We start from the raw sequence: 21,130 nt of genomic DNA, 5'->3' as shown, positions 1-21,130 counted from the left end.
GGCGTGGTGCCTGCCGACATCGCGCTGCTGAACGACATTGTGCAGGTGGCCGGCACGGGGGAAGCGTTCGCAGCCTTGCGTAAGAATGGTACCGTCGTAGCTTGGGGCAACCAGCGTATGGGTGGGGATACGTCAGCGGTTGAGGACCAACTGATCAATGTACAAGCCTTATACTCCAGCTACGAGGCGTTCGCCGCCCTGACCTCCGATGGTCGCGTTGTAACCTGGGGTAACCCGGGAAAAGGAGGCGACAGCAGTGCAGTGCAAGACCAGTTGGTCGGTCAGGTTTCCTATCAGGTAAGTGCAGTTTCGCGTGGAGTGAGTGTTTAAGGGACGGATCGATTGACTACGCATCGCAACACTGGACTGGGGATTGAGCCAGTGGTGATGCTGGGTGAGTTGGCGGTGGAAATAAAAAGGGGATGCATCTATTTATCTGTCCGCTGGGCCGCGAAGCGGCCCCAGGAAAATGGGACCGCTGCATAACTCAACGTCAGTTATTCACTCACCGCAGAGCGGCACTTATATGGGCAGATCGATCTTATCCAACACTCGGTTCGCCGTGATCTCCGCCATCATGATGCTGTTGGAAATCCCCAGCAGGGCGTAGCGCGACTCTCCCTCCAGGTGATCCACCAACTGATGGACCATCACGTCGACCGAGGCGAGTATTTCCACCAGATAAACCGCCAGGGTTTCGGCCGTGGCCTCGGGGTCTACGGAGAACAGAGTGCTGCGGGTTCGCGGGGTGGCTTTGATGTCGGCGTTCGATGGGAAGTGGAAGTCGAGGGCGCGCTCGGCGGCTTCGTTGAGCTTTTTTGAATCGGGTTCGTAGGGGGAGACCGGATCGGTGTCCGGTGGGTTGGGCGTTACTTTGAACATATGCTGAGTTTCCAAATTGGGTGCCACCCCTCTTGCGACTAAACGTAAGGGGAGGCAGCTGCACGCAGGTTAGTCGACCGGGAAACTCAGCAATCCGGCGCGCCCGAAAGCGCCCTGCGTACAGCCACCATCAGATACAGGAATGAAAGACCTGCATGACAGATGCACGCACAACTGAGTTAACGCGGGCGACTAAACCCGATCACTGATGAGCAGTGACGGGAATCAAGTTACCGAGCGGCCCCAAGGCGCACAAGCCGGCGGATTCTGGCGCAGCCGTAGGCAACGGCGCAAGGATTTGTAGCTTTCAGGACGTATCTTCGAGAGTGTTTAAACAAACACCGTTTCAGGCTTAAACAGACGCGCGCGACAGCATCAATTCATCCACCCAGCTTTGTGGGTTGCACAGACCGATTGAGCAAATCTCATCTGTTGGTTATGCGGTGTTTGGGGCGGCCTCATCGCGAGCAGGCTCGCTCCCACAGGGGTATGCGTTCCAGATGTAGGCGCGAGCCTGCTCGCGATGAGGCCAGCCGCCCCGACACATATTTTTGATCGTTCCCATGCTCTGCGTGGGAATACCTCCAGGGACGCTCCGCGTTCCCGCGTTTGAAAGGGACGCAGAGCGTCCCGGGCTGCATTCCCACGCGGACGGTTCGACGCCTCGACGCGGGAACGATCAATGCGGGCCCGATTCGGTCAGCACCTTCCTGAACGTCTCCACCAGCGGCCGCAAATTGATCCGGTGCCACGCCGCCCACAAGGGCGTGGTAAACGAAATCCACGGCACTTCCCGCAGCACCACACCCGGCGGCGCATTGCGGCTCAAGCCTTTCTGAATCATCGCAATGCCCAGCCCCGACGCCACCAGCCCCAGCGCAGTGAAGGGCTCGGTGGCTTCCATGCGGATGTCCGGGGTGAAACCGGCGCGGATGCAGGCGCTGACGAAGTCTTCGCGGCTGGCGCAGTTCTGTCGGTGTTGCACGCCGATCCATTCCTGACTGGCCAGGTCGGCCGGGGTCAGTGTGGCCTGGTGGGCGAGGGGATGGTGTTCGGGCAGGGCCAGTAGCATCGGGTCGTCCAGCACCTGAAACCCCAGCAGGTCCGGGTCGTCGGCGACGGGCGGTTCACTGACCAGGGCGATATCCAGACTACGCTGGCGCAGGCCTTCGAGTTGTTCGGCGGAACTCAGGTTGTACAACGCAACGTGCACGTTCGGCCGGTCGACGCGCAGCACCCGCAGGGCATTGGGCAGTACGCCAGCGTGCATGGCGTTTTCGATGTAGCCGATGCACAGGCCGCCTTCTTCGCCGCGACCGAGGCGTTTGCCCAGGGATTCGAGGCGGCTGGCATGGGTCAGGAGGGCGCGGGTTTCGGCGAGGAAGGTCTGGCCGTCGCGGGTCAGGCGGATGCGCTGCTGGCTGCGCTCGAACAGGGTCAGGCCCAGGCGTTCTTCAAGCTGGGCGATCTGCCGGCTCAAAGGTGATTGGGAGATGTGCAAGCGTTCGGCGGCGCGACCGACGTGTTCTTCTTCGGCGACGGCGACGAAGTAGCGCAATTGGCGGATGTCGATCATGTAAGACCTATAGGGACTCAAGTACTGCGCATTATGTCTTGGACGGTCCGATCATCGCAATCTAGGATCTGCCCAACGGTCACTCAGCTGACCTCTGACACTGACGAGGATTTGAACCATGAGCTTGAAAGACAAACTGCCCGGCGCGCTGGGTTTCGGCACGGCCCCGTTGGGCAACATGTTCCGCGCCATTCCTGAAGACGAGGCGCGGGCCACCGTTCACGCGGCCTGGGATGCCGGCGTTCGCTACTTCGACACCGCGCCGTTTTACGGTTCGGGCCTGTCGGAGATTCGCCTGGGTGCTGCACTGGCCCAATACAACCGCGACGACTACGTGCTGAGCAGCAAAGTCGGCCGGGTCATCCTCGATGAAGTCGAAGATGCATCGGCCCGTGACCTGGGCGAAAAGAGCGGGGTGTTCGAACACGGCCGCCCGAACAAAATCGTCAACGACTACAGCGCCGACGCCACGATGCGCTCCATCGAAGACAGCCTCAAGCGCCTGCAAACCGATCGCCTGGACATCGTCTGGGTGCATGACATCGCCCAGGATTTTTACGGCGACCAGTGGCTGGAATACTTCAACCAGGCCCGCACCGGCGCGTTCAAAGTGCTGACCCGTTTGCGTGAAGAAGGCGTGATCAAGGGTTGGGGCCTGGGCGTGAACAAGGTCGAACCTTGCGAGCTGACCCTTGATCTGACCGAAGCCCAACCGGACGGTTTTCTGCTGGCGGGTCGCTACACTCTTCTCGACCACGACCGGGCCTTGCAACGTCTGATGGACGCGGCCTTGGCGCAGAACGTCGAAATCGTGGTCGGCGGCCCCTACAGCTCGGGCATTCTGGCCGGTGGAACCCATTTCGAATACCAGAAAGCCAGCCCGGCGATCGTCGACAAAGTGGAGCAGATCAAACGCATCGCGGCGGCCCACGGTGTCGACATCAAGGCCGCTGCGCTGCAGTTCTCACTGGCTAACCCGGCCGTGGCTGCGGTGATTCCGGGCTCCAGCCGTCCGGACCGGATTGCCGAAGATGTTGCGGCACTGTCGGCCGTGATCCCCGCTGCATTCTGGCAGGCGATGCGTGACGCGAAACTGGTGAGCGAACGCGCGCCATTGCCCCTCTGAGGAGTTTGAGCATGAAAATCGATCTGACTGGAAAACTCGCCATTGTCAGCGGCAGTACCGCCGGCATTGGCCTGGGCATCAGCAAGGCGCTGGCCGAATCCGGCGCCACGGTGGTGGTGATCGGCCGCGAGACGGCCAAGGTCGAGCAGGCGCTGGCGAGCATTCGCCAGAGCGTGCCGGGCGCGCAATTGCGTGGCCTGACCGCTGACCTCGGCACCGCCGACGGTGCCGAAAAGCTGTTCGCCGCCGAACCGCGCGCGGACATCCTGGTGAACAACCTCGGGATCTTCAACGAGGTGGATTTTTTCGACACGCCGGACAGCGAGTGGACGCGCTTCTATGAGGTTAACGTGATCTCCGGCGTGCGCCTGTCCCGGCATTACGTGCCGGACATGGTCAAGCAGGGCTGGGGCCGGGTGATTTTCCTGTCCTCGGAATCCGGGATCGCCATCCCCGCCGACATGCTTAATTATGGCGTGACCAAAAGCGCCAACCTCGCGGTGTCCCACGGCCTGGCCAAGCGGCTCGCGGGCACTGGCGTGACGGTCAATGCGATCCTGCCCGGCCCGACATTGACCGATGGCCTGGAGCAGATGCTCAAGCAGGCCACCGCCGAATCGGGGCGTAGTGTCCGGGAAGAAGCCGATGCGTTTGTGCGCAAGGCCCGGCCGACCTCGATCATCCAGCGTGTGGCGAATGTCGAAGAAGTCGCGAACCTGGTGGCCTACATCGCCTCGCCGCTATCCTCGGCCACGACGGGCGCGGCATTGCGGGTCGACGGCGGTGTCGTCGACAGCATGGCCATCTGAATTTATTGATTGAGAGAGAGGATTACATGGCAAAGGCATCTGCATTTATCGACATTCCGGCTTCGGCCGATGAGGTGTGGCAATTGATTGGCGGTTTCGACACGCTGCCGGACTGGCTGCCGTTTATCCCGAAAAGCGAACTGAGTGAAGGCGGGCGAGTGCGCAGCCTGCAAACGGCGGATGGGGCGAAGGTGGTTGAGCGGTTGGAGACGTTTGATAACGCCGGGAAGACTTACAGCTACTCGATTTTGCATGCACCGTTTCCGGCGACTGAGTACCTGGCGACGATAAAGGTCGAGGCTCAGGGGCAGGGGGCTCGGGTGACGTGGTCGGGTCGCTTTACGCCCGACGGTGTCAGTGAAACAGAGGTTGAGGCGTTGTTTGCCGGGATCTATCAGGGCGGTCTTGAAGCCCTGCGGGCGAACTACCCAGCCTGATAACACCATAAATCCCCTGTAGGAGTGAGCCTGCTCGCGATGACGTCTTCAGCTTCAACATAGAGATTGACTGATAGACCGCTATCGCGAGCAGGCTCACTCCTACAGGGGGATGTGTTCGTTCAGGGAGACCGGGTCAGGTCTGGGGAATCAGATCGTGGCCGCAATCGAGCACCAACCGCGCACCGCCCAGTTCACTGGTGCCCACTTCAAGCGCAAACCCATGCAGGCTGACAATCGCCGCGACGATCGACAGCCCCAACCCGAACCCGCTTTTCTGATTCCCACTCTCGGCACGGTAAAAGCGCTGGAACACCGCTTCGCGTTCGCTTTCCGGGATACCCGGCCCTGAGTCGAGCACTTCGATTCGCGTGTGCCCTGCGTCATTGACCCCGCGCAAAATCACCTCGCCACCGGGCGGGGTAAATTTGATCGAGTTGCTCAGCAGGTTCGCCACGGCTTCAAACAACAGCGCCCGATCGCCGTTCAACATTGGCAGTGACGCAGGCAATTGCAGCTTGAACAGCAGCTCGCCTTCTTCCGCCAGCGGCAGGTAAAAATCATGCAGCTCCTGCAACAACGGCACCGGATCCAGCTGTACAAAACCGGAACGCCGCTGGCGGTCCTCCAGTTCGGAAATCCGCAGCAGTCCACGAAACCGCGCCATCAAGGTATCGGCTTCACCGAGCACCGAGTCCAGCTGCACGGCCAGCGTCGAGCCGTCATCCGCCTGCTGCTGGATTCGATACAGCTGCGCCCGCAAGCGTGTCAGCGGTGTGCGCAGGTCATGGGCGATGTTGTCGCACACGCCCTTGACCTCGTTCATCAAGCGTTCGATGCGTTCGAGCATGGCGTTGACGATGGCCGCGAGCATGTCCAGCTCATCGCGGCGATTGGACAGTGGCAAACGCCGGGTCAGGTCGCCGGCGACGATGGCCTCGGCGCTGGCCTGGATTGCACGAATCCGCCGCAGCGGACGCCGCCTCAACAGGTGCCAACCGGCGATGCCGGGCAAAATGGTCAGCGTCACGCCCCAGAGCAACGCGTGCAGAATGATCCGGGTCACGGCAAACAACGAACCGTTATCGCGAACCAGCACCAGCCAGCGACCGTCCTTGGTCTGGGTCGCGACGGCGTCGCAACTGTCGGTGGGCAGGCTGGGGTCGTCAGACTCGGCGCAGTCGCCGAGCATGTGGATCTTGCCATCCAGCGGCAAGCCTTCGGGCATGTGCCGCAGCGCACCGCTGAGGTAACGGTGCTGCGAATCGAACAGGCCATAGGCGTCGATGCCGCGAATGTCGAAGGTCATGCTGACGGCGAGGGCGTCGGCCAATTGTTCGCCTTGAAAGTGCGAAAACAGGTGCTGGCGCTGCATCAGCGAGTGTTTGGCCAGATTGTCCAGGTACGCGGACACCTCGTAGTACATGACCCCCATCAGAATCCCGCTCCAGATCACGAACAGTGAACTGTAGAGCGCGAGCAAGCGGCTGCTGGATGAGCGCCAGCCGTTAGAGGGGTTCAGCAATGACATAACCCGAGCCTCGCACGGTCCGAATCAGTGGGACTTTGCCAGGCGGGTCGATCTTCTTGCGCAGCCGGCCGATGTGCACATCGATGAGGTTGGTGCCGGGGTCGAAGTGATACCCCCAGACTTCTTCGAAAATCATCATCCGCGACAGAATCTGCCCGGTGTTGCGCATCAGGAATTCCAGCAACTTGTACTCGGTGGGCAACAGCGTCAGCAGTTGATCGTCGCGGCTGGCTTCGTGGCTGATCAGGTTCAGCTCAAGATCGGCCACCCGCAGCGTGGTTGCCTGGGCCGTGACCGTATTCTGGCGACGCAACAGGACTTCAACCCGGGCGGCCATTTCATCGGTGGCAAACGGCTTGGTCAGGTAATCGTCCCCGCCGGCGCGCAAGCCGCGCACTCGTTCATCGACGTCGGAGAGGGCGCTGATCATCAGGATCGGCGTGGCCACGCCCATGGTCCGCAGCGTGGTGACAATGGCCAGGCCATCGAGCTCCGGCAACATGCGGTCGAGGGTGATCAGGTCGTAGTTGCCGCTGACCGCACGCTCCAGACCTTCGCGGCCGTTGTTGACCCAATCGACGTCGAGGCCGTGGCTACTGAGTTCGGCGACGATTTCCCGGGCGGTCACGGCGTCGTCTTCGATGGTCAAGATGCGGGTCATGGGGCCTGCCTGATTAGAGGTGCTCAACATAGAGCGGCATTTTGCCAAGAAATGACCGCCGGCTTTCTAAATAAAACTTCATGCGAGCTCGCTTTTGATCAATGCATAAAACCCGCCGCTATTCAGCCATCCTTGCAAAATGCAACGGGGTTGGAAGTTCAAAATTTATAAGTCATTGAAATAAAACGATTTATTTAAAGTTGGCGACTGGCACGGTGACTGCACTTCCTTCTTCGAAGAGTTGTAACACCATCTTTCTGCCTGGAGCGATAAAACAATGAATAGATCCTCTGATGGTTTCTATCCCGCCTACGAAGAATCAAGCACGCTATCGGGTGTGTCCTGGGGCGCGATCTTTGCCGGTGCCGCTGCAGCGGCGGCGTTGTCGCTGATTCTGGTGCTGCTGGGATTTGGTCTGGGATTCTCGGCTGTTTCACCCTGGGCCAATGAAGGCGTGAGTGCCAAGGGCCTGGGGATCTCGGCGATCATCTGGCTGGCCGCTACGCAAATCGTCGCATCCGGGCTCGGTGGTTACATCGCCGGTCGCTTGCGGGTGAAGTGGGCCAACATGCACGGCGATGAAGTCTATTTCCGTGACACTGCCCATGGCTTCCTGGCCTGGTGCGTGGCCACGCTGGTCACCGCGACACTGGTCGTCGGTTCGGTCAGCAGCATTGTCAGCGGTGGCGTGCAAGCCGGGGCGAGTGTGGTCGGTGGCGCTGCCAGTGTTGCGACTCAAGCGGCGGGCACCGCGGCGGGTAATACCGACAGTGACCAGTACGGCTATTTCGTTGACAGTCTGTTCCGCGATGATCGTCCGGCTGCCGTCAGCGATGACGCCGCCCGCAGCACCGTGACTCGCATCTTCGTTCGCTCCCTGAGCAATGACGGTCAGCTGTCCGCCGAAGACCGGACTTACCTGGCGCAATTGGTCGCCCAGCGCACCAACCTGACCCAGGCCGATGCCGAGCGCCGTGTCGATGAAGTCTACGCCCGCACCCAGAAAGCCGTGGCCGACGCCAAGCTCGCTGCGCAACAAGCGGCTGACACTGCCGCCAAAGTCGCTGCCTGGACATCACTGTGGATGTTCATTGCACTGCTGATCGGTGCGTTTTTTGCCAGCCTTGCCGCGACCTTCGGCGGCCGTCGTCGGGATGCCGTGGTGTATCTGGAAACCGACACCTACGTGACCACCACTTCCGTGCCACCTGTTCGCTAACCCAGGAGAATTACCATGCGCTCATTACTACTGTTTTTTCTTGGCGTGCCCATCCCGATCATCATCCTGATCGCCCTGTTCATGCATTGATCGACTGAGGCTCTTGCCTCTGCCGCTTCCGCCTCGGGTGGAAGCGGCGTTTTGCTTTCTGGCGGCCAATAAAGCGAAGATGCCCCACTGTGGGAGCGAGCCTGCTCGCGATAGCGGACTTTCAGTCGATGATGATGTCGCCTGATGCACCGCTTTCGCGAGCAGGCTCGCTCCCACCTTTATTTTGCATTGACTCAAGAAGGGGAGAAGTACGTTGGACAAAAAGGAAATCAAGCGGCAACTGGTGGCGATGCTCGACGCCGGGCGCTCCAAAACCGAGACGTTCAAGGCGTTCTCCGGTGGGGCGGTCAAGGATCGGGTGCTGGCTTACTGGATTGGCGCCCGGCCCGATCCGGCATTGCGGGAAAAGCATTCACGCAAGGTCACCCTTCTGATCGCGCTGACCTGCGTACAGGCCTTGCTGGGTGCGGTGTCCGGGTTTTACCTGGGCGCGATGATCGGTTCTGGTGCGGTCGTGTTTTTCACCCTGTTTGCGGTGTTGGTACCGCTGGCGTTTGCCTGGGGCTTCTACAAAAACGTGGCACAGGCCTACACCATTTACGTGATTCTGACCGTCAGCCAGATTTCGCGGATGTTCAAGGGATATGAAGAAGACCCGGTGATGACCGTGGTCGGCGTCGTTATCACCCTGGGCATGGTGTTCTTCGTCGCCTTGGTAAAAAACCTGTTGTTCCCGGACCTGGGCTTCGTGGGATCGAAAAAGGTCAAGGGTCAGTACGTTTTCTCTAACTGATCGGCAGGTTGGGGGGGCGGAGTCTTTCACTGGCCTGGATCAATATTCTCTTCTGCAATATCTCCTACCGTAAAAGATCCAAGCCCCTTCTGTGGCTTCGACTACATTGCTTTGACGCGCACCCTGTTGCGCTGTCGAAGTACCGGTGCGAGCCTTTTACCGAGTCGTTGGCCCGCAAGGTGTAGTGCAGCAAGGAGCTGTGGAACCTCACCTGAACTCTCATGGAAGAACATCGCAATGCCTCGCCTAGACAGAATGTTTGATATCCAGCCGCTACCGCGCGCGGATATGACTGTGCATATCAACGGCCAACCGGTCAGCGCCGCCCTCGGTGAAACCGTCCTCTCGGTCATTCAATCCCTTGGCCTGCGCCAGGTGGCCCGTAACGATCACGACCAAATCAGCGGCGCCTATTGCGGCATGGGCGTGTGCCAATGCTGCCTGGTGAAAATCAATGGTCGGCACAAACGTCGCGCCTGTCAGACCGTGGTGCGTGACGGCATGCGGGTCGAAACCCAAGTCAACCGCATCGTTGAGCAGGAGGGTGTATGAGCCTGCTTCCAGTGATCGTCGGCGGTGGGCCGGCAGGGATGGCGGCGGCCATTGAACTGGCCCGGCACGGCGTGCGTTGCACGTTGCTTGAAGAAGCTTCGCGGCTGGGCGGCGTGGTCTATCGCGGACCGTTGCGCGATGGCGTGCAACTGGACTATCTGGGGCCGCGGTACTCGGAGGCGCTGGCCACCTTGCATGGCGAGTTCCAGGCGCAAGCAGCGCTGATCGAGGTGCGCCTGAATCACCGCGTGATCGGTGCCGAAGGCACGCGCGCGTTGGTGGTGCTGGACAGCGAGGAGCAGTTACAGAAAGTCGACTACCCGCAATTGCTGCTCGCCGCCGGTTGCCATGAACGCAGCGTGCCGTTTCCTGGCTGGACCTTGCCCGGGGTGATCCTGCTGGGCGGCCTGCAATTGCAGATCAAGAGCGGGGTGGTCAAGCCTCAAGGCCCCGTGGTGATTGCCGGCACCGGCCCTTTATTGCCGTTGGTGGCCTGTCAGCTGCACGCGTGCGGTGTGACCGTCGCGGGTGTTTACGAGGCCAGCGCGTTCGGCAAGATCGCTCGGGAAAGCCTGTCACTGCTGAACAAGCCGCAGTTGTTCCTCGATGGCTTGAGCATGCTCGCGTTCCTCAAGCTGCACGGCATCCCCATGCATTACGGCTGGGGCGTGGTGGCGGCGCAGGGCGAAGGAGAGCTGAATGCCGTGACCGTGGCGCCATATTCCAGCACTTGGGTGCCGGACCTGAGCCGTGCCGAGCAGATTGCTGCGCAAACCCTGGCGGTTGGCTACGGTTTTATCCCGCGCACCCAACTCAGTCAGCAGATGGGCCTGAACCACGGGTACAGCGACGACGGTTATCTGCGGGCCAGTGCCAATATCTGGCAGCAAAGCAGCGAGCCTCACGTGCACCTGGCCGGTGACATGGGCGGCATTCGCGGTGGCGAAGCGGCGATGCTCGCGGGACGGATTGCGGCCACATCGATCCTGCTGCAACGGGACGTGCTGGACGCGGAACTGGCCCTGGTACGGCGCAATCGCTATTTGTCGAAACTCAAGGCCATCGTGCGCTTTCGCGCGGCGGTCGACCGATACACCGAGCGCGGCGCCGGGCAAACCGCGCTGCCGGCCGCCGATACGGTGATTTGCCGTTGCGAACACGCGACCCGCGCCGACATCGACCGGGCGCTGGAGCAAGGCGTGCAAGACCTGGCCAGCCTGAAAATGCGCACCCGGGTGAGCATGGGCGATTGTCAGGGGCGGATGTGCGTCGGCTATTGCACCGACCGCTTGCGCGAAGTCACCGGTCGGCAAGACGTGGGTTGGTTGCGGCCGCGTTTCCCTATCGATCCGATTCCCTTTTCTGCGTTCCACTCCGTCGGCACGGAGGCCGCGAATCATGAGTAAGTTCTATGACGTGGTCATCGCCGGTGGCGGTGTGATCGGGGCGTCCTGCGCCTATCAGTTATCCAAGCGCAAAAACCTCAAAGTCGCCTTGATCGACTGCAAGCGCCCGGGCAACGCTACCCGCGCGTCAGCCGGCGGCTTGTGGGCGATTGGCGAGTCGGTAGGACTTGGCTGCGGGGTAATTTTCTTTCGCATGATGTCAGCCAACCGCAAGCGTGAAGCCCAGGGTTCGGCGGTGGTGGTGGATTCCAGCACGCCGCACATCCTGCCGCAGTCGTTCTTCGATTTCGCCTTGCAGTCCAACGCGATGTACCCGGCGCTGCACCGCGAGTTGAAAGACCGTCACGGGATGGATTTCAAGTTCGAAAAGACCGGCCTGAAATTCGTGATCTACGACGAGGAAGACCGGCTCTACGCCGAACACATCGTAGCCTGTATTCCCCATTTGGCCGATCAGGTGCGCTGGCTCGACCAGGCGGCGCTGCGCGCGGCCGAGCCGAGTGTCAGCCATGAGGCGAGTGGTGCGCTGGAATTTCTCTGCGACCATCAAGTCAGTCCGTTCCGACTGGCCGATGCCTACACCGAAGGCGCGCGACAGAACGGCGTGGACCTGTATTTCAACACCAACGTCACCGGGGTTTTGCACCAGGGTTCTCGCGTCAGCGGTGTGCAGACGGCCGAAGCCGGGGTGTTTCACTGCAGCACGCTGATCAACGCAGCGGGTGCCTGGGCGGCGGATTTGAGTGAGCAGGCCACCGGTATCCGGATTCCGGTGAAACCGGTGAAGGGGCAGATTCTGCTGACCGAACGCCTGCCGAAAATCCTCAACGGTTGCCTGACCACCAGCGATTGTTATGTGGCGCAGAAAGACAACGGCGAGATCCTGATTGGCAGCACGACGGAGGATAAAGGCTTCGACGTGAGCACCACCTACCCGGAAATTGCCGGGTTGGTGCAGGGCGCGGTGCGCTGTCTTCCCGAGCTGGCGGATGTGAATCTCAAGCGGACCTGGGCGGGGCTGCGGCCGGGGTCGCCGGATGAGTTGCCGATTCTCGGGCCGATGAACGGGGTGGAGGGTTATCTGAATGCCTGTGGGCATTTCCGCACGGGGATTCTGACGTCGGCGATTACCGGGGTGCTGCTGGATAAACTGGTTAACAACGAACCGCTGCCGCTGGATATCACACCGTTCTTGGCGGATCGGTTTGCCGAGGAGCGCGTTGGGCTGAAGAAGTTGGCCTGACATTACACCGCGTTATCGTTCTTCGCGGGCAAGCCTCGCTCCTACAGGTCTGGTGTCCTTGTAGGAGCGAGGCTTGCCCGCGAAAGCGGCATAAGACTCACCCAATGACTCAAGCCTTGCCCGCTTCCCGCTCCTCCATCTCATCCGCCTCAAACAACCGCGCCAGTTCCGCCCGAGCTTCCTGGGCGGTCTGCAGCACCTTCGCGGCATCGTCATAAACCGCATGCTGAGCCTCCAGCACCTGTTCATCGTGATGCTTGAAGCGCTTGATCCGCGCATCGGCCTGCGCCTGGGTCAGCCCCAGTCCGACCAGGGTGCGACGACTCATTTCCAGGCTCGAATAATAGGTTTCACGAATCGCCTCGGCGCCCAGGTCCACCAGCCGGTGCACGTGCTGACGGTTACGGGCCCGGGCGATGATCTTGATGTGCGGATAGAGCTTGTGCACCACCTCGGCGGTCTTGATGTTGGTGTCCGGGTCATCGGTGGCGATGACAAAGTACTCCGCCTGCTCGACCTTGGCCGCGCTGAGGATTTCCGGGCGCATCGGGTCGCCGTAGAACACCGGCACGCCGCCGAAACTGCGGGACAGCTCGATGGTTTCCACAGACGTGTCCAGCGCCACGAACTTGATGTTTTGTGCCCGCAGAATCCGCGCCACGATCTGCCCCATCCGGCCCATGCCGGCGATCACCACACGCGGTGCGTCGGTGTCGATGTCGCGGAATTTCTCCGGCACCACCACAGGCTGCACCTTCGGCGAATACAGGCGTGCGCACAGCAGCAACAGCAGCGGCGTGACCGCCATGGACAGGGTGATCGTCAGCACCAGCAAGTCGTACAGACGCGCCTCGAACAACCCCTGGTCGCGGCCAATCTTGAACACCACAAACGCGAATTCACCACCGGCAGCGAGCACGATGCCGAGGCGAATCGCACTGACCCTGCCCAACCCGCCGGCCAATCGGCCCACCACAAACAGCAGCGGCAGTTTGATTGCGATCAGCAACAGGGTCAGGCCCAACACCGTGATTGGCGCGCTGAGCAGCAGGCTCAGGTTGGCGCCCATGCCGACGCTGATGAAAAACAGGCCCAGCAACAGGCCCTTGAACGGTTCGATCTGCGCTTCCAGTTCGTGACGGTATTCAGAGTCCGCCAGCAGCAACCCGGCGAGGAACGCCCCAAGCGCCATCGACACGCCGACCAGGTCCATCAGCCACGCCGTGCCGATCACCACCAGCAACGCGGTGGCGGTAGACACCTCGGGCAAACCGGTCTTGGCCACCACGCGAAACACCGGACGCAGCAGATACCGCCCGCCGATCACCACCACCGCGATGCTGCCCAACACCCGCAAACCGTGATTCAAATCCTCGGTCGCCGTCGTGGTGTGATCACCGCCCGCCAGCAGCGGCACCATGGCAATCAAGGGGATCGCGGCAATGTCCTGGAACAGCAGAATCGCGAACGCCAAACGCCCGTGAGGGCTGGTCAGTTCCTTGCGCTCGGCCAGGCTTTGCAGGCCAAACGCGGTAGATGACAACGCCAACCCCAGGCCGAGGACGATGGCGCTGTTCAACGGCTGGCCAAAGACAAACAGCGCCAGCACGCCGATCACCGAACCGGTCAGCAACACCTGCGCCAGGCCCACGCCAAACACCGATTTACGCATCACCCACAAGCGACGCGGCGACAATTCCAGGCCGATGATGAACAGCAGCAGCACCACGCCGAGTTCGGAGATGTGACTGACGCTTTGTGGATTGCCGATTAATCCCAGCACAGATGGACCGATGATGACACCGGCAAACAGATAACCCAGCACAGCCCCCAATTGCAGGCGTTTGGCCAAGGGCACGGTGAGCACCGCGGCGAACAGGAACACAACGGCGGCTTGTAAAAGGTTGCCTTCATGGGGCATGACAAAACTCCAGCTACTCGGTACGGCGGGGGCGACAGGATAAAGGTTGGGACTTCACACGTCAGCAAAGAGCGGGAGTCATGCTGTTACAACTTGCATCAATTGGTTACATTCATAGGATAAGCTGATCAATCTGTCTGTCCTTCGAGTGCACACCATGGCGATCAATTTCGACCTCAACGATCTGCAAGCCTTCCGTGCCGTGGTCGAGCAGGGCAGCTTTCGCAAGGCGGCCGATACCGTGCGCATTTCCCAGCCAGCACTGAGCCGGCGAATTGAAAAACTCGAAGATGCCCTCGGTGTGCGCTTGTTCGAGCGCACCACCCGCAAGGTCAGCCTGACCCAGGCCGGCCGTGGTTTTATGCCGAGTGTCGAGCGATTGCTCGATGACCTCGACGTCGCGTTGCTGGGCATCAGTGAAGTGGCTTCAACCCGGCTCGGCCATGTCACGGTCGCCTGTGTACCCTCGGCGGCTTATTACTTCATGCCGCGCGTGATTGCCCATTACCACCGGCAATTTCCTCGGATCAAAGTCAAGGTACTCGACTCCAGCGCACATGACGTGCTCAGCGCAGTGGTCAACGGTGAGGCGGATTTCGGTCTGAGTTTCATGGGCGCGCTGGAGACCGAGGTCGAGTTCGAGCCGCTGGTGCAAGAAAGTTACGTGGTGGCCTGTCGGCGCGATCATCCGTTGGCCGGCCGTAGCAGCGTGACCTGGGATGAGTTTTATCAGCAGGATTACATCTCGCTGGACAAGACGTCCGGCAATCGTTTTTTGCTGGACCAGGCACTGACCGGCATCGTGCCGCAGCGGCCGAGTATCTGCGAGACCCGCCATGTCACGACGATGATTGGGCTGGTGGAGGCGGGATTAGGGGTGGCCGCAGTGCCGTCGATGGCGATGCCGGCAGCCGATCACCCGATCCTGACACGAGTGCCGCTGACCGATCCGCAGGTGATGCGCAGTGTCGGTCTGATCAAACGCCGGGGGCGAACCCTGACCCCGGCGGCGTTGGAGCTGGAACGGCTAGTGGTGGAAATGAAAGTGCAGCCACCTGTTCTCAGCGGCTGACCGAATCCAGGCCGGTTGCTTTCACGTCCGACTGGGCGGCTGCAGAGGCCATATAGTCGAGCAGTGCCTTGGCTTCGGCGGGGTGTTGCGCGCCGACTGGAATGCCAGCGGCAAAACGTGTCACCGACTGCACCGATTCCGGAAGCTTCGCTACAAAACTGACCCCCGGCACGGGCAGCAATTCGCTGACTTGCTGGAATCCCAACTGATAGTCGCCCGTGGCAACCACCGAGCCGACCGGGATTTTCGGGATCATTGTGGATTTGGGTTTCAGTTGATCTTCGATGCCCAGGCGCTTGAACAGTTGATTCTCGATGTATACGCCGCTGGCGCTGTCGGAGTACGCCACCGACCGGGCGTCAAGCAGGGTCTTTTTCAAGCCGTCCACCGAGCTGATGTCTGGCTTCGGCGCGCCTTCGCGCACCACCAGGCCGATCCGCGAATCCGCCAGTTCCACCCGTGAAGCAGGGTCCACTTTGCCTTGTTTGATCAGGTCGTCGAGGGCGTAGCCGACCATGATCACCACGTCGGCCTTTTCACCTCGAGCGAGGCGATTGGGGATCGCTTCCGGTGCCTTGCCCATCGATGGCCCCAGGGCGGTGTCGAGCGTGTTGCCGGTGGATGCGGCGAACTTGGGGCCGAGGATTTTGTAGGCAGCGGTAAAGCCACCGGAGGTCATCACGCGAATCTCTTCGGCCTGGGCGACAGCATTCAGGCCAAGGCTGGCCGCCAAGGCCAGGGCTGCAAGGTTAAATAGCTTCTTCATGGGCATCTTCTCGAAAAGGACGGGTTCAAGACATCGCCGGTTGCAGGCGACCGGTCGAGCGGCGGTAGAGATACAGCGTCGCGCACAAGGCGCAGAGCGCGGCGAAACTCATCCAGTAGCCGGGCGCGGCTTTGTCGCCGGTGTACTGAATCAGGAAGGTCGACATCGCCGGGGTGAATCCACCGAATACCGCCGTGGCCAGGCTGTAGGCCAGGGAGAAACCGGCGACCCGCACCTCGACCGGCATGATTTCCGTCAGCGCGGCGATCATCGCGCCGTTGTACAAGCCGTAAATGAACGACAGCCACAGCAACACCAGCAGCATGTGCATGAAGCTCGGCGCGTTGACCAGGAAGGTCAGCGCCGGATACGCGGTGGCAAGGGTCAGCAACGCCATGGCGATCAACACCGGACGTCGTCCGATACGATCGGACAAGGCCCCGCCCAGGGGCAGCCAGAAGAAGTTCGACACCCCCACCAGCAAGGTCACCAGCAGCGCATCGGACGTGCTCAGGTGCAGCACGGTTTTGCCGAACGTCGGTGCGTACACGGTGATCAGGTAAAAGGCGGTCGTGGTCAGCGCGACCATCATCATTCCGGCGAAGACGATCACCCAGTTCTGCGCCAGTGTGCGGAATACATCGCCCATGCTCGGACGGTGTTTGCGCGCGGTGAATTCTTCGGTTTCTTCCAGGTTGCGCCGCAGGAAGAAAATGAACGGCACGATCAGGCAGCCAACGAAAAACGGTATCCGCCAGCCCCAGTCGGCAATCATGGCCGGCGCCATCCATTGATTCAGTCCATACCCCAAGGCCGCCGCGACAATAATTGCCACTTGCTGACTGGCCGACTGCCAACTGGTGAAAAAGCCTTTGTTGCCGGGCGTGGCGATCTCCGAGAGGTACACCGAGACCCCGCCCATTTCCGCACCGGCCGAGAAGCCTTGCAGCAATCGGCCGATCAGGACGATGGCCGGTGCGAACAGCCCGATGGTTTCGTAACCGGGCACCAACACAATCAATATCGTGCCGCTGGCCATGATCGACAGCGTCACAATCAACCCTTTTCGCCGACCCACATCGTCGATGTAGGCACCCAGCACCACCGCGCCCAACGGACGCATGAGGAAGCCTGCGCCAAACACCGCGAAGGTCATCATCAGCGAGGCGAATTCGCTACTGGCTGGAAAGAAGACAGCGGCGATCTGCGTGGCGTAAAAGCCAAAAAGGAAGAAGTCGAACTGCTCTAGGAAGTTGCCGGAAGTGACCCGGAAAATTGCTCCGGCGCGAGAGCGCCCGGAAGGGATTGCTGTTGTCATTGACCTGTACTCCACCGCTTTTATGACGTGCATTGCCTGGGCGCAGTGCACGGTTCTTATTGAGGCGAATGGTGGAGCAGGGTGATCGATATGATAAGTGCATTGTTGGCATGCATTAATGCGTGAAGCGGATCAATGTGTGCGAACGGAATGATTCACCGCGGACACAGTCGGAGTTGGGTATGCCATCAACCAAGGATCACCCATGAACAGCAAATCCCTCATCGCCGCCCTGGCTATCGCTGCTGGCGTTGCCGGCATCAGCCCCCTCGTTCAGGCGGATGAACCCGCCGCAAAAACCGTCCAGCCCGGCGTCAATAACACCCGCGAACTGGTGGTCGGCGACCGCGCCCCGGACATGTATCAACACACAGATAAAGCGCTGCGCAACTGGAAGGCGAAAGGCCTGAAAGCACCCAAGGAACAGGCTCAGTGGGTGCAGATCAATGACAAGTACATGATGGTGATGATCACCAACGGCACGATTGTGGACATTACGCCGGTTGAGCGTTAGGTCGAACGGCTACTCGCTGTGAGCGCGCACCGGGCTTTCAGTGCCCAATCGATACTGATTATTCCCGCTGCGTTTCGCCTCATACATCGCCAGGTCCGCTATATGAATCAACCGGTCCATGCTCGGCGCATGGTCCGGGAATACCGCGACCCCGAGGCTGGTGCCGATGTGGCGTTGGTCGTTGCCGATGGTGATGGGCGGTGACAGTTCGACGAAGATTTTCTGGCAGATGGTGCGAGCCTCGTCTTGCAGGCTGACGCCTTGGGGCAACCCTTGCAGAATGACCACGAATTCATCGCCGCCGATCCGGGCAACGGTGTCGGTCGAGCGCAGGATTTTCTTCAATCGCGTAGCGGTCGTGATCAGGACCCGGTCGCCGGCCGCATGACCGTAGTGGTCGTTGATCGCCTTGAACCCGTTGAGATCGACAAACACTAATGCCACCCGGGTGGCGCTGACCCGTGCCTGTTCGAGCGCTTCGCACAGACGTTCTTCAAGCACCAGGCGATTGGGCAGGCCGGTCAACGGGTCGTAATGGGCCAGGTGTTGCAGGTAACTGGCCGAGGCTTTTTCCTCGGTGATGTCGCGCACCACACCCATCATCTTGATGGTTGCGTCATGGTCGTTCTTGACCACGTTGCCGGTTTCCCGCAGCCAGCGAATGCTGCCGTCGGGCCAGACCACGCGGTATTCCTCGTCATGGTTTTCACCGGTTTCCAGGCATCGCAACTCCCCGGCCCGAACGTTGGCCCGGTCGTCCGGGTGTACGCAGGCGCAGAACAGTGCGTAGGAGGGTGTGACTTCGCCGATCTTGAAACCGAACATCCCGTAGATCGCGTCCGACCAGTAGAGCTTGTCGGTGTCGACATCCCAGTCCCAGGTGCCGATGCGGGCGAAGTATTGGCTGCGCTTGAAACGCTCGGCGTCGCCGTCCTGGCGAATGTGCAGGCCTTCGGACAGGCTGGCGATCAGCGCGCGTTGCTCGGCCAATTGCTTTTGCAGCGAGCGCTCGCGGCAGATCAGCGCAATGATCAGGGCAAGCATCACTGAGCCGATGGCTGCGCTGGTCCAGACGTCATTCATTCAGGGGTTGCCATCGTGTCGTATTGATCCGAGTGTCTTGGTGTTGCTTATCTTAGTTGAGGTTAATGCCGAAAACCGTTCCGAATGGGTTGCCAATGGCGCACATTTCTGGGAAAACGGCGCCCATTGGGGCCTGTCGGGTGTGAGAACAATAGAGTGAACGTGATGAATGATGAATTGCAGATAATCGATCTTGAAGTGGGCGGCGGCAAAGCCGCCGTCAAAGGCGCACTGATCACCACCCAATACCGCGGCTGGCTGGAAGACGGCACCGAATTCGATTCGTCCTACAGTCGTGGCAAACCTTTTCAGTGTGTGATTGGCACAGGGAGGGTGATCAAGGGTTGGGATCAGGGAATTATGGGCATGCAGGTGGGCGGTAAGCGCAAATTGTGGGTGCCGGCGCATTTGGCCTACGGCGAGCGGACGATGGGCGCGATCACGCCGAATTCGAATTTGATTTTCGAGATTGAATTGCTGGAAGTGCTGACGCGGGATGATTGATTGGCGCGTGGGCTGAAATGGCTGGTGCTGCGAGGAGGCAAGCCCCTCGCTGCAATCAAACAGCTTTCCCCACTATTCCCGCACGCCTATGAAGAGGTCCAGGTCAGTCGGTAGCTGCACATCAATGGCGATGGCGATTTTTATAATTTGCTCGGCAGTCAGTAAACAATCCCCATAGGCGCTTTCATCAAGATTGTTCCAGCCAAGTACATTCAATATTGCAGCTTCAAATTCAGGTAGAACGGTCAGTTCGTACCTTAAGAAGTCACCCTCATCATCACCTTTTGAAAATCCACTGATCCAGAAAACGTAGTGGGCCTGCTGATCTATTCCCGAGTGATCCTGGCGGTTGTTGCAAGCCGGGTGCCCGTCGCGTGACGGTGGGTTTTGAACCGCAGGTGTGTCTGTCTTGCTAGCCATGAGCATCCTTGTTTCAACTTTTGTAAACGATGCGGACGCTATAGCAATGGGCATTAAATGGATGTAAGTTTTTTCTGAATGTTCGGTCGTTTTTTCCAAATTTGGTGAGGGAAGAGGCACCCTCACCACAGATTCCCGTTAACCTTTCGGATCAGACCTGAAACGTCTCCCGATACGCATACAACCCCGGCGTTCCCCCGGTCATCACAAACAGCAGATTGTCACCGCGCTGGAAACGTCCCTGCCTGATATCACCCAACAGCCCGGCAAACGCTTTCCCGGAATACACGGGGTCAATCAACAGACCTTCCGCGCGAGCCATCAGGCGCACCGCGTCGAGCATGGCGGGGGTCGGCAGACCGTAACCGTCGCCCAGTTGACTGCCATCAATCACAATCTCTGACGCCTCAACGACGGCGCTGCTGCCCAATAACGTCAGTGCGTCCTGAGTCAGTCGCACGGTTCTGTCCGCTGACGTGTCCCGATCAGACAAGACCGAATACGATTTGACCATCGACGTACCCCGACCCAGCAACTGGAACCCTGCAGCGAGTCCGGCGTGGGTGCCGGCGCTGCCATTGGGCACGACCACCTGGTTGAAGGTGAGGCCGAGTTGCGTTTCCTGCTGCGCGATCTCCGCAGCGCAGCGTGCGTAACCGAGGCTGCCCAGCGGCGTTGAGCCACCCGTTGGTATCACCAACACTGTGCGCCCGGCTTCCCGAAGGTGGGCGGCGCGTTTCTCGGCCTCGGCGAGTGAGTCGCTGCCGCCGGCAAGCACCCGTATGTCGGCGCCGAACAACTGATCGAGCAGGACGTTGCCGTTGAGCTCGTAGTCCACTTCGGCTTTGGGCACCTAGCGGGTCAGGATCAATTCGCAGGCAATGCCCAGGCGGGCGCACACGGCGGCCGTTAGCCGTGCATGGTTGGACTGGAGACCGCCGATGGTGATGACCGTGTCGACCCCGGCCGCCAGCGCCGCGCCGAGGTGGAATTCGAGTTTGCGCAGTTTGTTGCCGCCACCGCCGATCAACATGTGATCATCGCGCTTGAGGAACAGGCCGATGCCTTGTGCCTTCAAACTCAGCAGCTGTTCCAGGCGTTCGGCGCGCTGAATCGGCGTCGGGCCTTGCAACAGGTCTGCCCGCGCAAAAGAACTCAGTGACATGTCCAGTAAGGTTTGCATCAATGGCGCCTCGTTATGCACTTTATTGCAGTGACTCTAGGGACAAAGTCCCGGGTGATAAAC

At 60.3% G+C, this 21,130-nt stretch carries 21 protein-coding genes and 1 pseudogene; 12 read left to right on the top strand and 10 right to left on the bottom strand.

Annotation, left to right across the window (positions count from 1 at the left end):
- A partial coding sequence (locus tag FHL16_RS34095) for a hypothetical protein (protein ID WP_371917157.1) occupies nt 1-330 on the top strand: 330 nt, incomplete at its 5' end.
- Between the two features lie 192 nt (nt 331-522).
- Here FHL16_RS34095 and FHL16_RS22510 read toward each other — a convergent pair.
- On the bottom strand, nt 523-882 hold the full coding sequence (locus FHL16_RS22510; RefSeq protein ID WP_010455249.1) for a DUF6124 family protein: 360 nt from the start codon (nt 880-882) through the stop codon (nt 523-525).
- 679 nt (nt 883-1,561) lie between these two features.
- Nucleotides 1,562-2,458, bottom strand: a complete 897-nt coding sequence (locus tag FHL16_RS22505; RefSeq protein WP_077749322.1) for a LysR substrate-binding domain-containing protein — start codon at nt 2,456-2,458, stop codon at nt 1,562-1,564.
- Between the two features lie 118 nt (nt 2,459-2,576).
- On the opposite strand from FHL16_RS22505, the gene FHL16_RS22500 reads away from it, so the two are divergent.
- Genes FHL16_RS22500 through FHL16_RS22490 form a run of 3 tightly spaced genes read left to right on the top strand, consistent with a single transcriptional unit; the run spans nt 2,577 to nt 4,830 of the window.
- On the top strand, nt 2,577-3,584 hold the full coding sequence (locus FHL16_RS22500) for an aldo/keto reductase (RefSeq protein WP_077749321.1): 1,008 nt from the start codon (nt 2,577-2,579) through the stop codon (nt 3,582-3,584).
- Between the two features lie 11 nt (nt 3,585-3,595).
- Entirely contained in the window at nt 3,596-4,393 is a 798-nt protein-coding gene (locus tag FHL16_RS22495; protein ID WP_077749320.1) for an SDR family NAD(P)-dependent oxidoreductase, read from the top strand.
- Nucleotides 4,394-4,419: 26 nt separating this feature from the next.
- On the top strand, nt 4,420-4,830 hold the full coding sequence (locus FHL16_RS22490; RefSeq protein WP_010455221.1) for an SRPBCC family protein: 411 nt from the start codon (nt 4,420-4,422) through the stop codon (nt 4,828-4,830).
- Between the two features lie 136 nt (nt 4,831-4,966).
- Here FHL16_RS22490 and FHL16_RS22485 read toward each other — a convergent pair whose 3' ends face one another.
- Nucleotides 4,967-6,361 carry a sensor histidine kinase gene (locus tag FHL16_RS22485; protein WP_077749319.1) on the bottom strand — a complete coding sequence of 465 codons (1,395 nt, stop codon included), beginning with the start codon at nt 6,359-6,361 and terminating at the stop codon, nt 4,967-4,969.
- Complete coding sequence (locus FHL16_RS22480) at nt 6,339-7,022, bottom strand: response regulator transcription factor (RefSeq protein ID WP_010455216.1); 684 nt, start codon at nt 7,020-7,022, stop codon at nt 6,339-6,341. The genes FHL16_RS22485 and FHL16_RS22480 overlap by 23 nt, the downstream gene beginning before the upstream one ends.
- Before the next feature lie 277 nt (nt 7,023-7,299).
- On the opposite strand from FHL16_RS22480, the gene FHL16_RS22475 reads away from it, so the two are divergent.
- The 5 genes from FHL16_RS22475 (at nt 7,300) to hcnC (ending at nt 12,286) form a co-directional block, all read left to right on the top strand.
- On the top strand, nt 7,300-8,241 hold the full coding sequence (locus FHL16_RS22475) for a hypothetical protein (protein ID WP_077749318.1): 942 nt from the start codon (nt 7,300-7,302) through the stop codon (nt 8,239-8,241).
- A 304-nt stretch (nt 8,242-8,545) separates the two neighbouring features.
- The gene (locus FHL16_RS22465; protein WP_010455213.1) at nt 8,546-9,085 is read left to right on the top strand and encodes a hypothetical protein; all 540 of its coding nucleotides are present in this window, start codon (nt 8,546-8,548) and stop codon (nt 9,083-9,085) included.
- A gap of 237 nt (nt 9,086-9,322) precedes the next feature.
- The gene (gene hcnA, locus FHL16_RS22460) at nt 9,323-9,637 is read left to right on the top strand and encodes a cyanide-forming glycine dehydrogenase subunit HcnA (RefSeq protein WP_010455211.1); all 315 of its coding nucleotides are present in this window, start codon (nt 9,323-9,325) and stop codon (nt 9,635-9,637) included.
- Nucleotides 9,634-11,043: a cyanide-forming glycine dehydrogenase subunit HcnB gene (hcnB, locus tag FHL16_RS22455; protein WP_077749317.1), complete on the top strand. Its 1,410-nt coding sequence runs from the start codon at nt 9,634-9,636 to the stop codon at nt 11,041-11,043. Before hcnA ends, hcnB begins: the two co-directional genes overlap by 4 nt.
- A complete protein-coding gene (hcnC, locus tag FHL16_RS22450) occupies nt 11,036-12,286 on the top strand; it encodes a cyanide-forming glycine dehydrogenase subunit HcnC (RefSeq protein WP_077749316.1) in 1,251 nt (416 codons plus the stop codon). The genes hcnB and hcnC overlap by 8 nt, the downstream gene beginning before the upstream one ends.
- A gap of 109 nt (nt 12,287-12,395) precedes the next feature.
- On the opposite strand, the gene FHL16_RS22445 is transcribed toward hcnC, so the two are convergent.
- On the bottom strand, nt 12,396-14,207 hold the full coding sequence (locus tag FHL16_RS22445; RefSeq protein ID WP_077749315.1) for a monovalent cation:proton antiporter-2 (CPA2) family protein: 1,812 nt from the start codon (nt 14,205-14,207) through the stop codon (nt 12,396-12,398).
- A gap of 157 nt (nt 14,208-14,364) precedes the next feature.
- Here FHL16_RS22445 and FHL16_RS22440 point away from each other — a divergent pair, with 157 nt between their 5' ends.
- Nucleotides 14,365-15,279 (top strand): LysR family transcriptional regulator, encoded by a 915-nt coding sequence (locus FHL16_RS22440; protein ID WP_077749314.1) that lies wholly within the window; start codon nt 14,365-14,367, stop codon nt 15,277-15,279.
- Here the strand turns inward: FHL16_RS22440 and FHL16_RS22435 are convergent.
- Both FHL16_RS22435 and tcuC read right to left on the bottom strand, forming a co-directional pair.
- On the bottom strand, nt 15,269-16,045 hold the full coding sequence (locus FHL16_RS22435) for a substrate-binding domain-containing protein (RefSeq protein WP_077749313.1): 777 nt from the start codon (nt 16,043-16,045) through the stop codon (nt 15,269-15,271). The two genes, FHL16_RS22440 and FHL16_RS22435, sit on opposite strands and share 11 nt — an antisense overlap.
- A 25-nt stretch (nt 16,046-16,070) precedes the next feature.
- Nucleotides 16,071-17,363, bottom strand: coding sequence for an MFS transporter (tcuC, locus tag FHL16_RS22430; RefSeq protein ID WP_010455198.1), 1,293 nt, complete (start codon nt 17,361-17,363; stop codon nt 16,071-16,073).
- A 205-nt stretch (nt 17,364-17,568) separates the two neighbouring features.
- Between tcuC and FHL16_RS22425 the strand changes: the two genes are divergently transcribed.
- Entirely contained in the window at nt 17,569-17,877 is a 309-nt protein-coding gene (locus tag FHL16_RS22425) for an RcnB family protein (RefSeq protein ID WP_077749312.1), read from the top strand.
- Between the two features lie 9 nt (nt 17,878-17,886).
- Here the strand turns inward: FHL16_RS22425 and FHL16_RS22420 are convergent, their stop codons facing one another.
- Nucleotides 17,887-18,960 (bottom strand): sensor domain-containing diguanylate cyclase, encoded by a 1,074-nt coding sequence (locus tag FHL16_RS22420; protein ID WP_010455194.1) that lies wholly within the window; start codon nt 18,958-18,960, stop codon nt 17,887-17,889.
- Nucleotides 18,961-19,125: 165 nt separating this feature from the next.
- Between FHL16_RS22420 and FHL16_RS22415 the strand changes: the two genes are divergently transcribed.
- Nucleotides 19,126-19,464 carry an FKBP-type peptidyl-prolyl cis-trans isomerase gene (locus FHL16_RS22415; RefSeq protein WP_077749311.1) on the top strand — a complete coding sequence of 113 codons (339 nt, stop codon included), beginning with the start codon at nt 19,126-19,128 and terminating at the stop codon, nt 19,462-19,464.
- A gap of 72 nt (nt 19,465-19,536) precedes the next feature.
- On the opposite strand, the gene FHL16_RS22410 is transcribed toward FHL16_RS22415, so the two are convergent.
- Both FHL16_RS22410 and FHL16_RS22405 read right to left on the bottom strand, forming a co-directional pair.
- Nucleotides 19,537-19,884 carry a pyocin S6 family toxin immunity protein gene (locus FHL16_RS22410; protein WP_306092901.1) on the bottom strand — a complete coding sequence of 116 codons (348 nt, stop codon included), beginning with the start codon at nt 19,882-19,884 and terminating at the stop codon, nt 19,537-19,539.
- 151 nt (nt 19,885-20,035) lie between these two features.
- Nucleotides 20,036-21,067 (bottom strand): annotated as a pseudogene (locus FHL16_RS22405) (D-cysteine desulfhydrase family protein).
- Between the last annotated feature and the right edge of the window lie 63 nt (nt 21,068-21,130).

Origin of the sequence: Pseudomonas sp. FSL W5-0299, assembly GCF_005930655.1 — a bacterium.
Lineage (GTDB): Bacteria > Pseudomonadota > Gammaproteobacteria > Pseudomonadales > Pseudomonadaceae > Aquipseudomonas > Aquipseudomonas mandelii.
Note: the sequence above shows the minus strand (reverse complement) of the source record. Positions and strands in the feature narration are given on the sequence as shown.

Excerpts from the sequence above, each read along its gene's own strand:
- FHL16_RS22510 (WP_010455249.1), bottom strand. The coding sequence starts at position 882 with ATGTTCAAAGTAACGCCCAACCCACCGGACACCGATCCGGTCTCCCCC.
- FHL16_RS22505 (WP_077749322.1), bottom strand. The coding sequence starts at position 2,458 with ATGATCGACATCCGCCAATTGCGCTACTTCGTCGCCGTCGCCGAAGAA.
- FHL16_RS22500 (WP_077749321.1), top strand. The coding sequence starts at position 2,577 with ATGAGCTTGAAAGACAAACTGCCCGGCGCGCTGGGTTTCGGCACGGCC.
- FHL16_RS22495 (WP_077749320.1), top strand. The coding sequence starts at position 3,596 with ATGAAAATCGATCTGACTGGAAAACTCGCCATTGTCAGCGGCAGTACC.
- FHL16_RS22490 (WP_010455221.1), top strand. The coding sequence starts at position 4,420 with ATGGCAAAGGCATCTGCATTTATCGACATTCCGGCTTCGGCCGATGAG.
- FHL16_RS22485 (WP_077749319.1), bottom strand. The coding sequence starts at position 6,361 with ATGTCATTGCTGAACCCCTCTAACGGCTGGCGCTCATCCAGCAGCCGC.
- FHL16_RS22480 (WP_010455216.1), bottom strand. The coding sequence starts at position 7,022 with ATGACCCGCATCTTGACCATCGAAGACGACGCCGTGACCGCCCGGGAA.
- FHL16_RS22475 (WP_077749318.1), top strand. The coding sequence starts at position 7,300 with ATGAATAGATCCTCTGATGGTTTCTATCCCGCCTACGAAGAATCAAGC.
- hcnA (WP_010455211.1), top strand. The coding sequence starts at position 9,323 with ATGCCTCGCCTAGACAGAATGTTTGATATCCAGCCGCTACCGCGCGCG.
- hcnB (WP_077749317.1), top strand. The coding sequence starts at position 9,634 with ATGAGCCTGCTTCCAGTGATCGTCGGCGGTGGGCCGGCAGGGATGGCG.
- hcnC (WP_077749316.1), top strand. The coding sequence starts at position 11,036 with ATGAGTAAGTTCTATGACGTGGTCATCGCCGGTGGCGGTGTGATCGGG.
- FHL16_RS22445 (WP_077749315.1), bottom strand. The coding sequence starts at position 14,207 with ATGCCCCATGAAGGCAACCTTTTACAAGCCGCCGTTGTGTTCCTGTTC.
- FHL16_RS22440 (WP_077749314.1), top strand. The coding sequence starts at position 14,365 with ATGGCGATCAATTTCGACCTCAACGATCTGCAAGCCTTCCGTGCCGTG.
- FHL16_RS22435 (WP_077749313.1), bottom strand. The coding sequence starts at position 16,045 with ATGAAGAAGCTATTTAACCTTGCAGCCCTGGCCTTGGCGGCCAGCCTT.
- tcuC (WP_010455198.1), bottom strand. The coding sequence starts at position 17,363 with ATGACAACAGCAATCCCTTCCGGGCGCTCTCGCGCCGGAGCAATTTTC.
- FHL16_RS22425 (WP_077749312.1), top strand. The coding sequence starts at position 17,569 with ATGAACAGCAAATCCCTCATCGCCGCCCTGGCTATCGCTGCTGGCGTT.
- FHL16_RS22420 (WP_010455194.1), bottom strand. The coding sequence starts at position 18,960 with ATGAATGACGTCTGGACCAGCGCAGCCATCGGCTCAGTGATGCTTGCC.
- FHL16_RS22415 (WP_077749311.1), top strand. The coding sequence starts at position 19,126 with ATGAATGATGAATTGCAGATAATCGATCTTGAAGTGGGCGGCGGCAAA.
- FHL16_RS22410 (WP_306092901.1), bottom strand. The coding sequence starts at position 19,884 with ATGGCTAGCAAGACAGACACACCTGCGGTTCAAAACCCACCGTCACGC.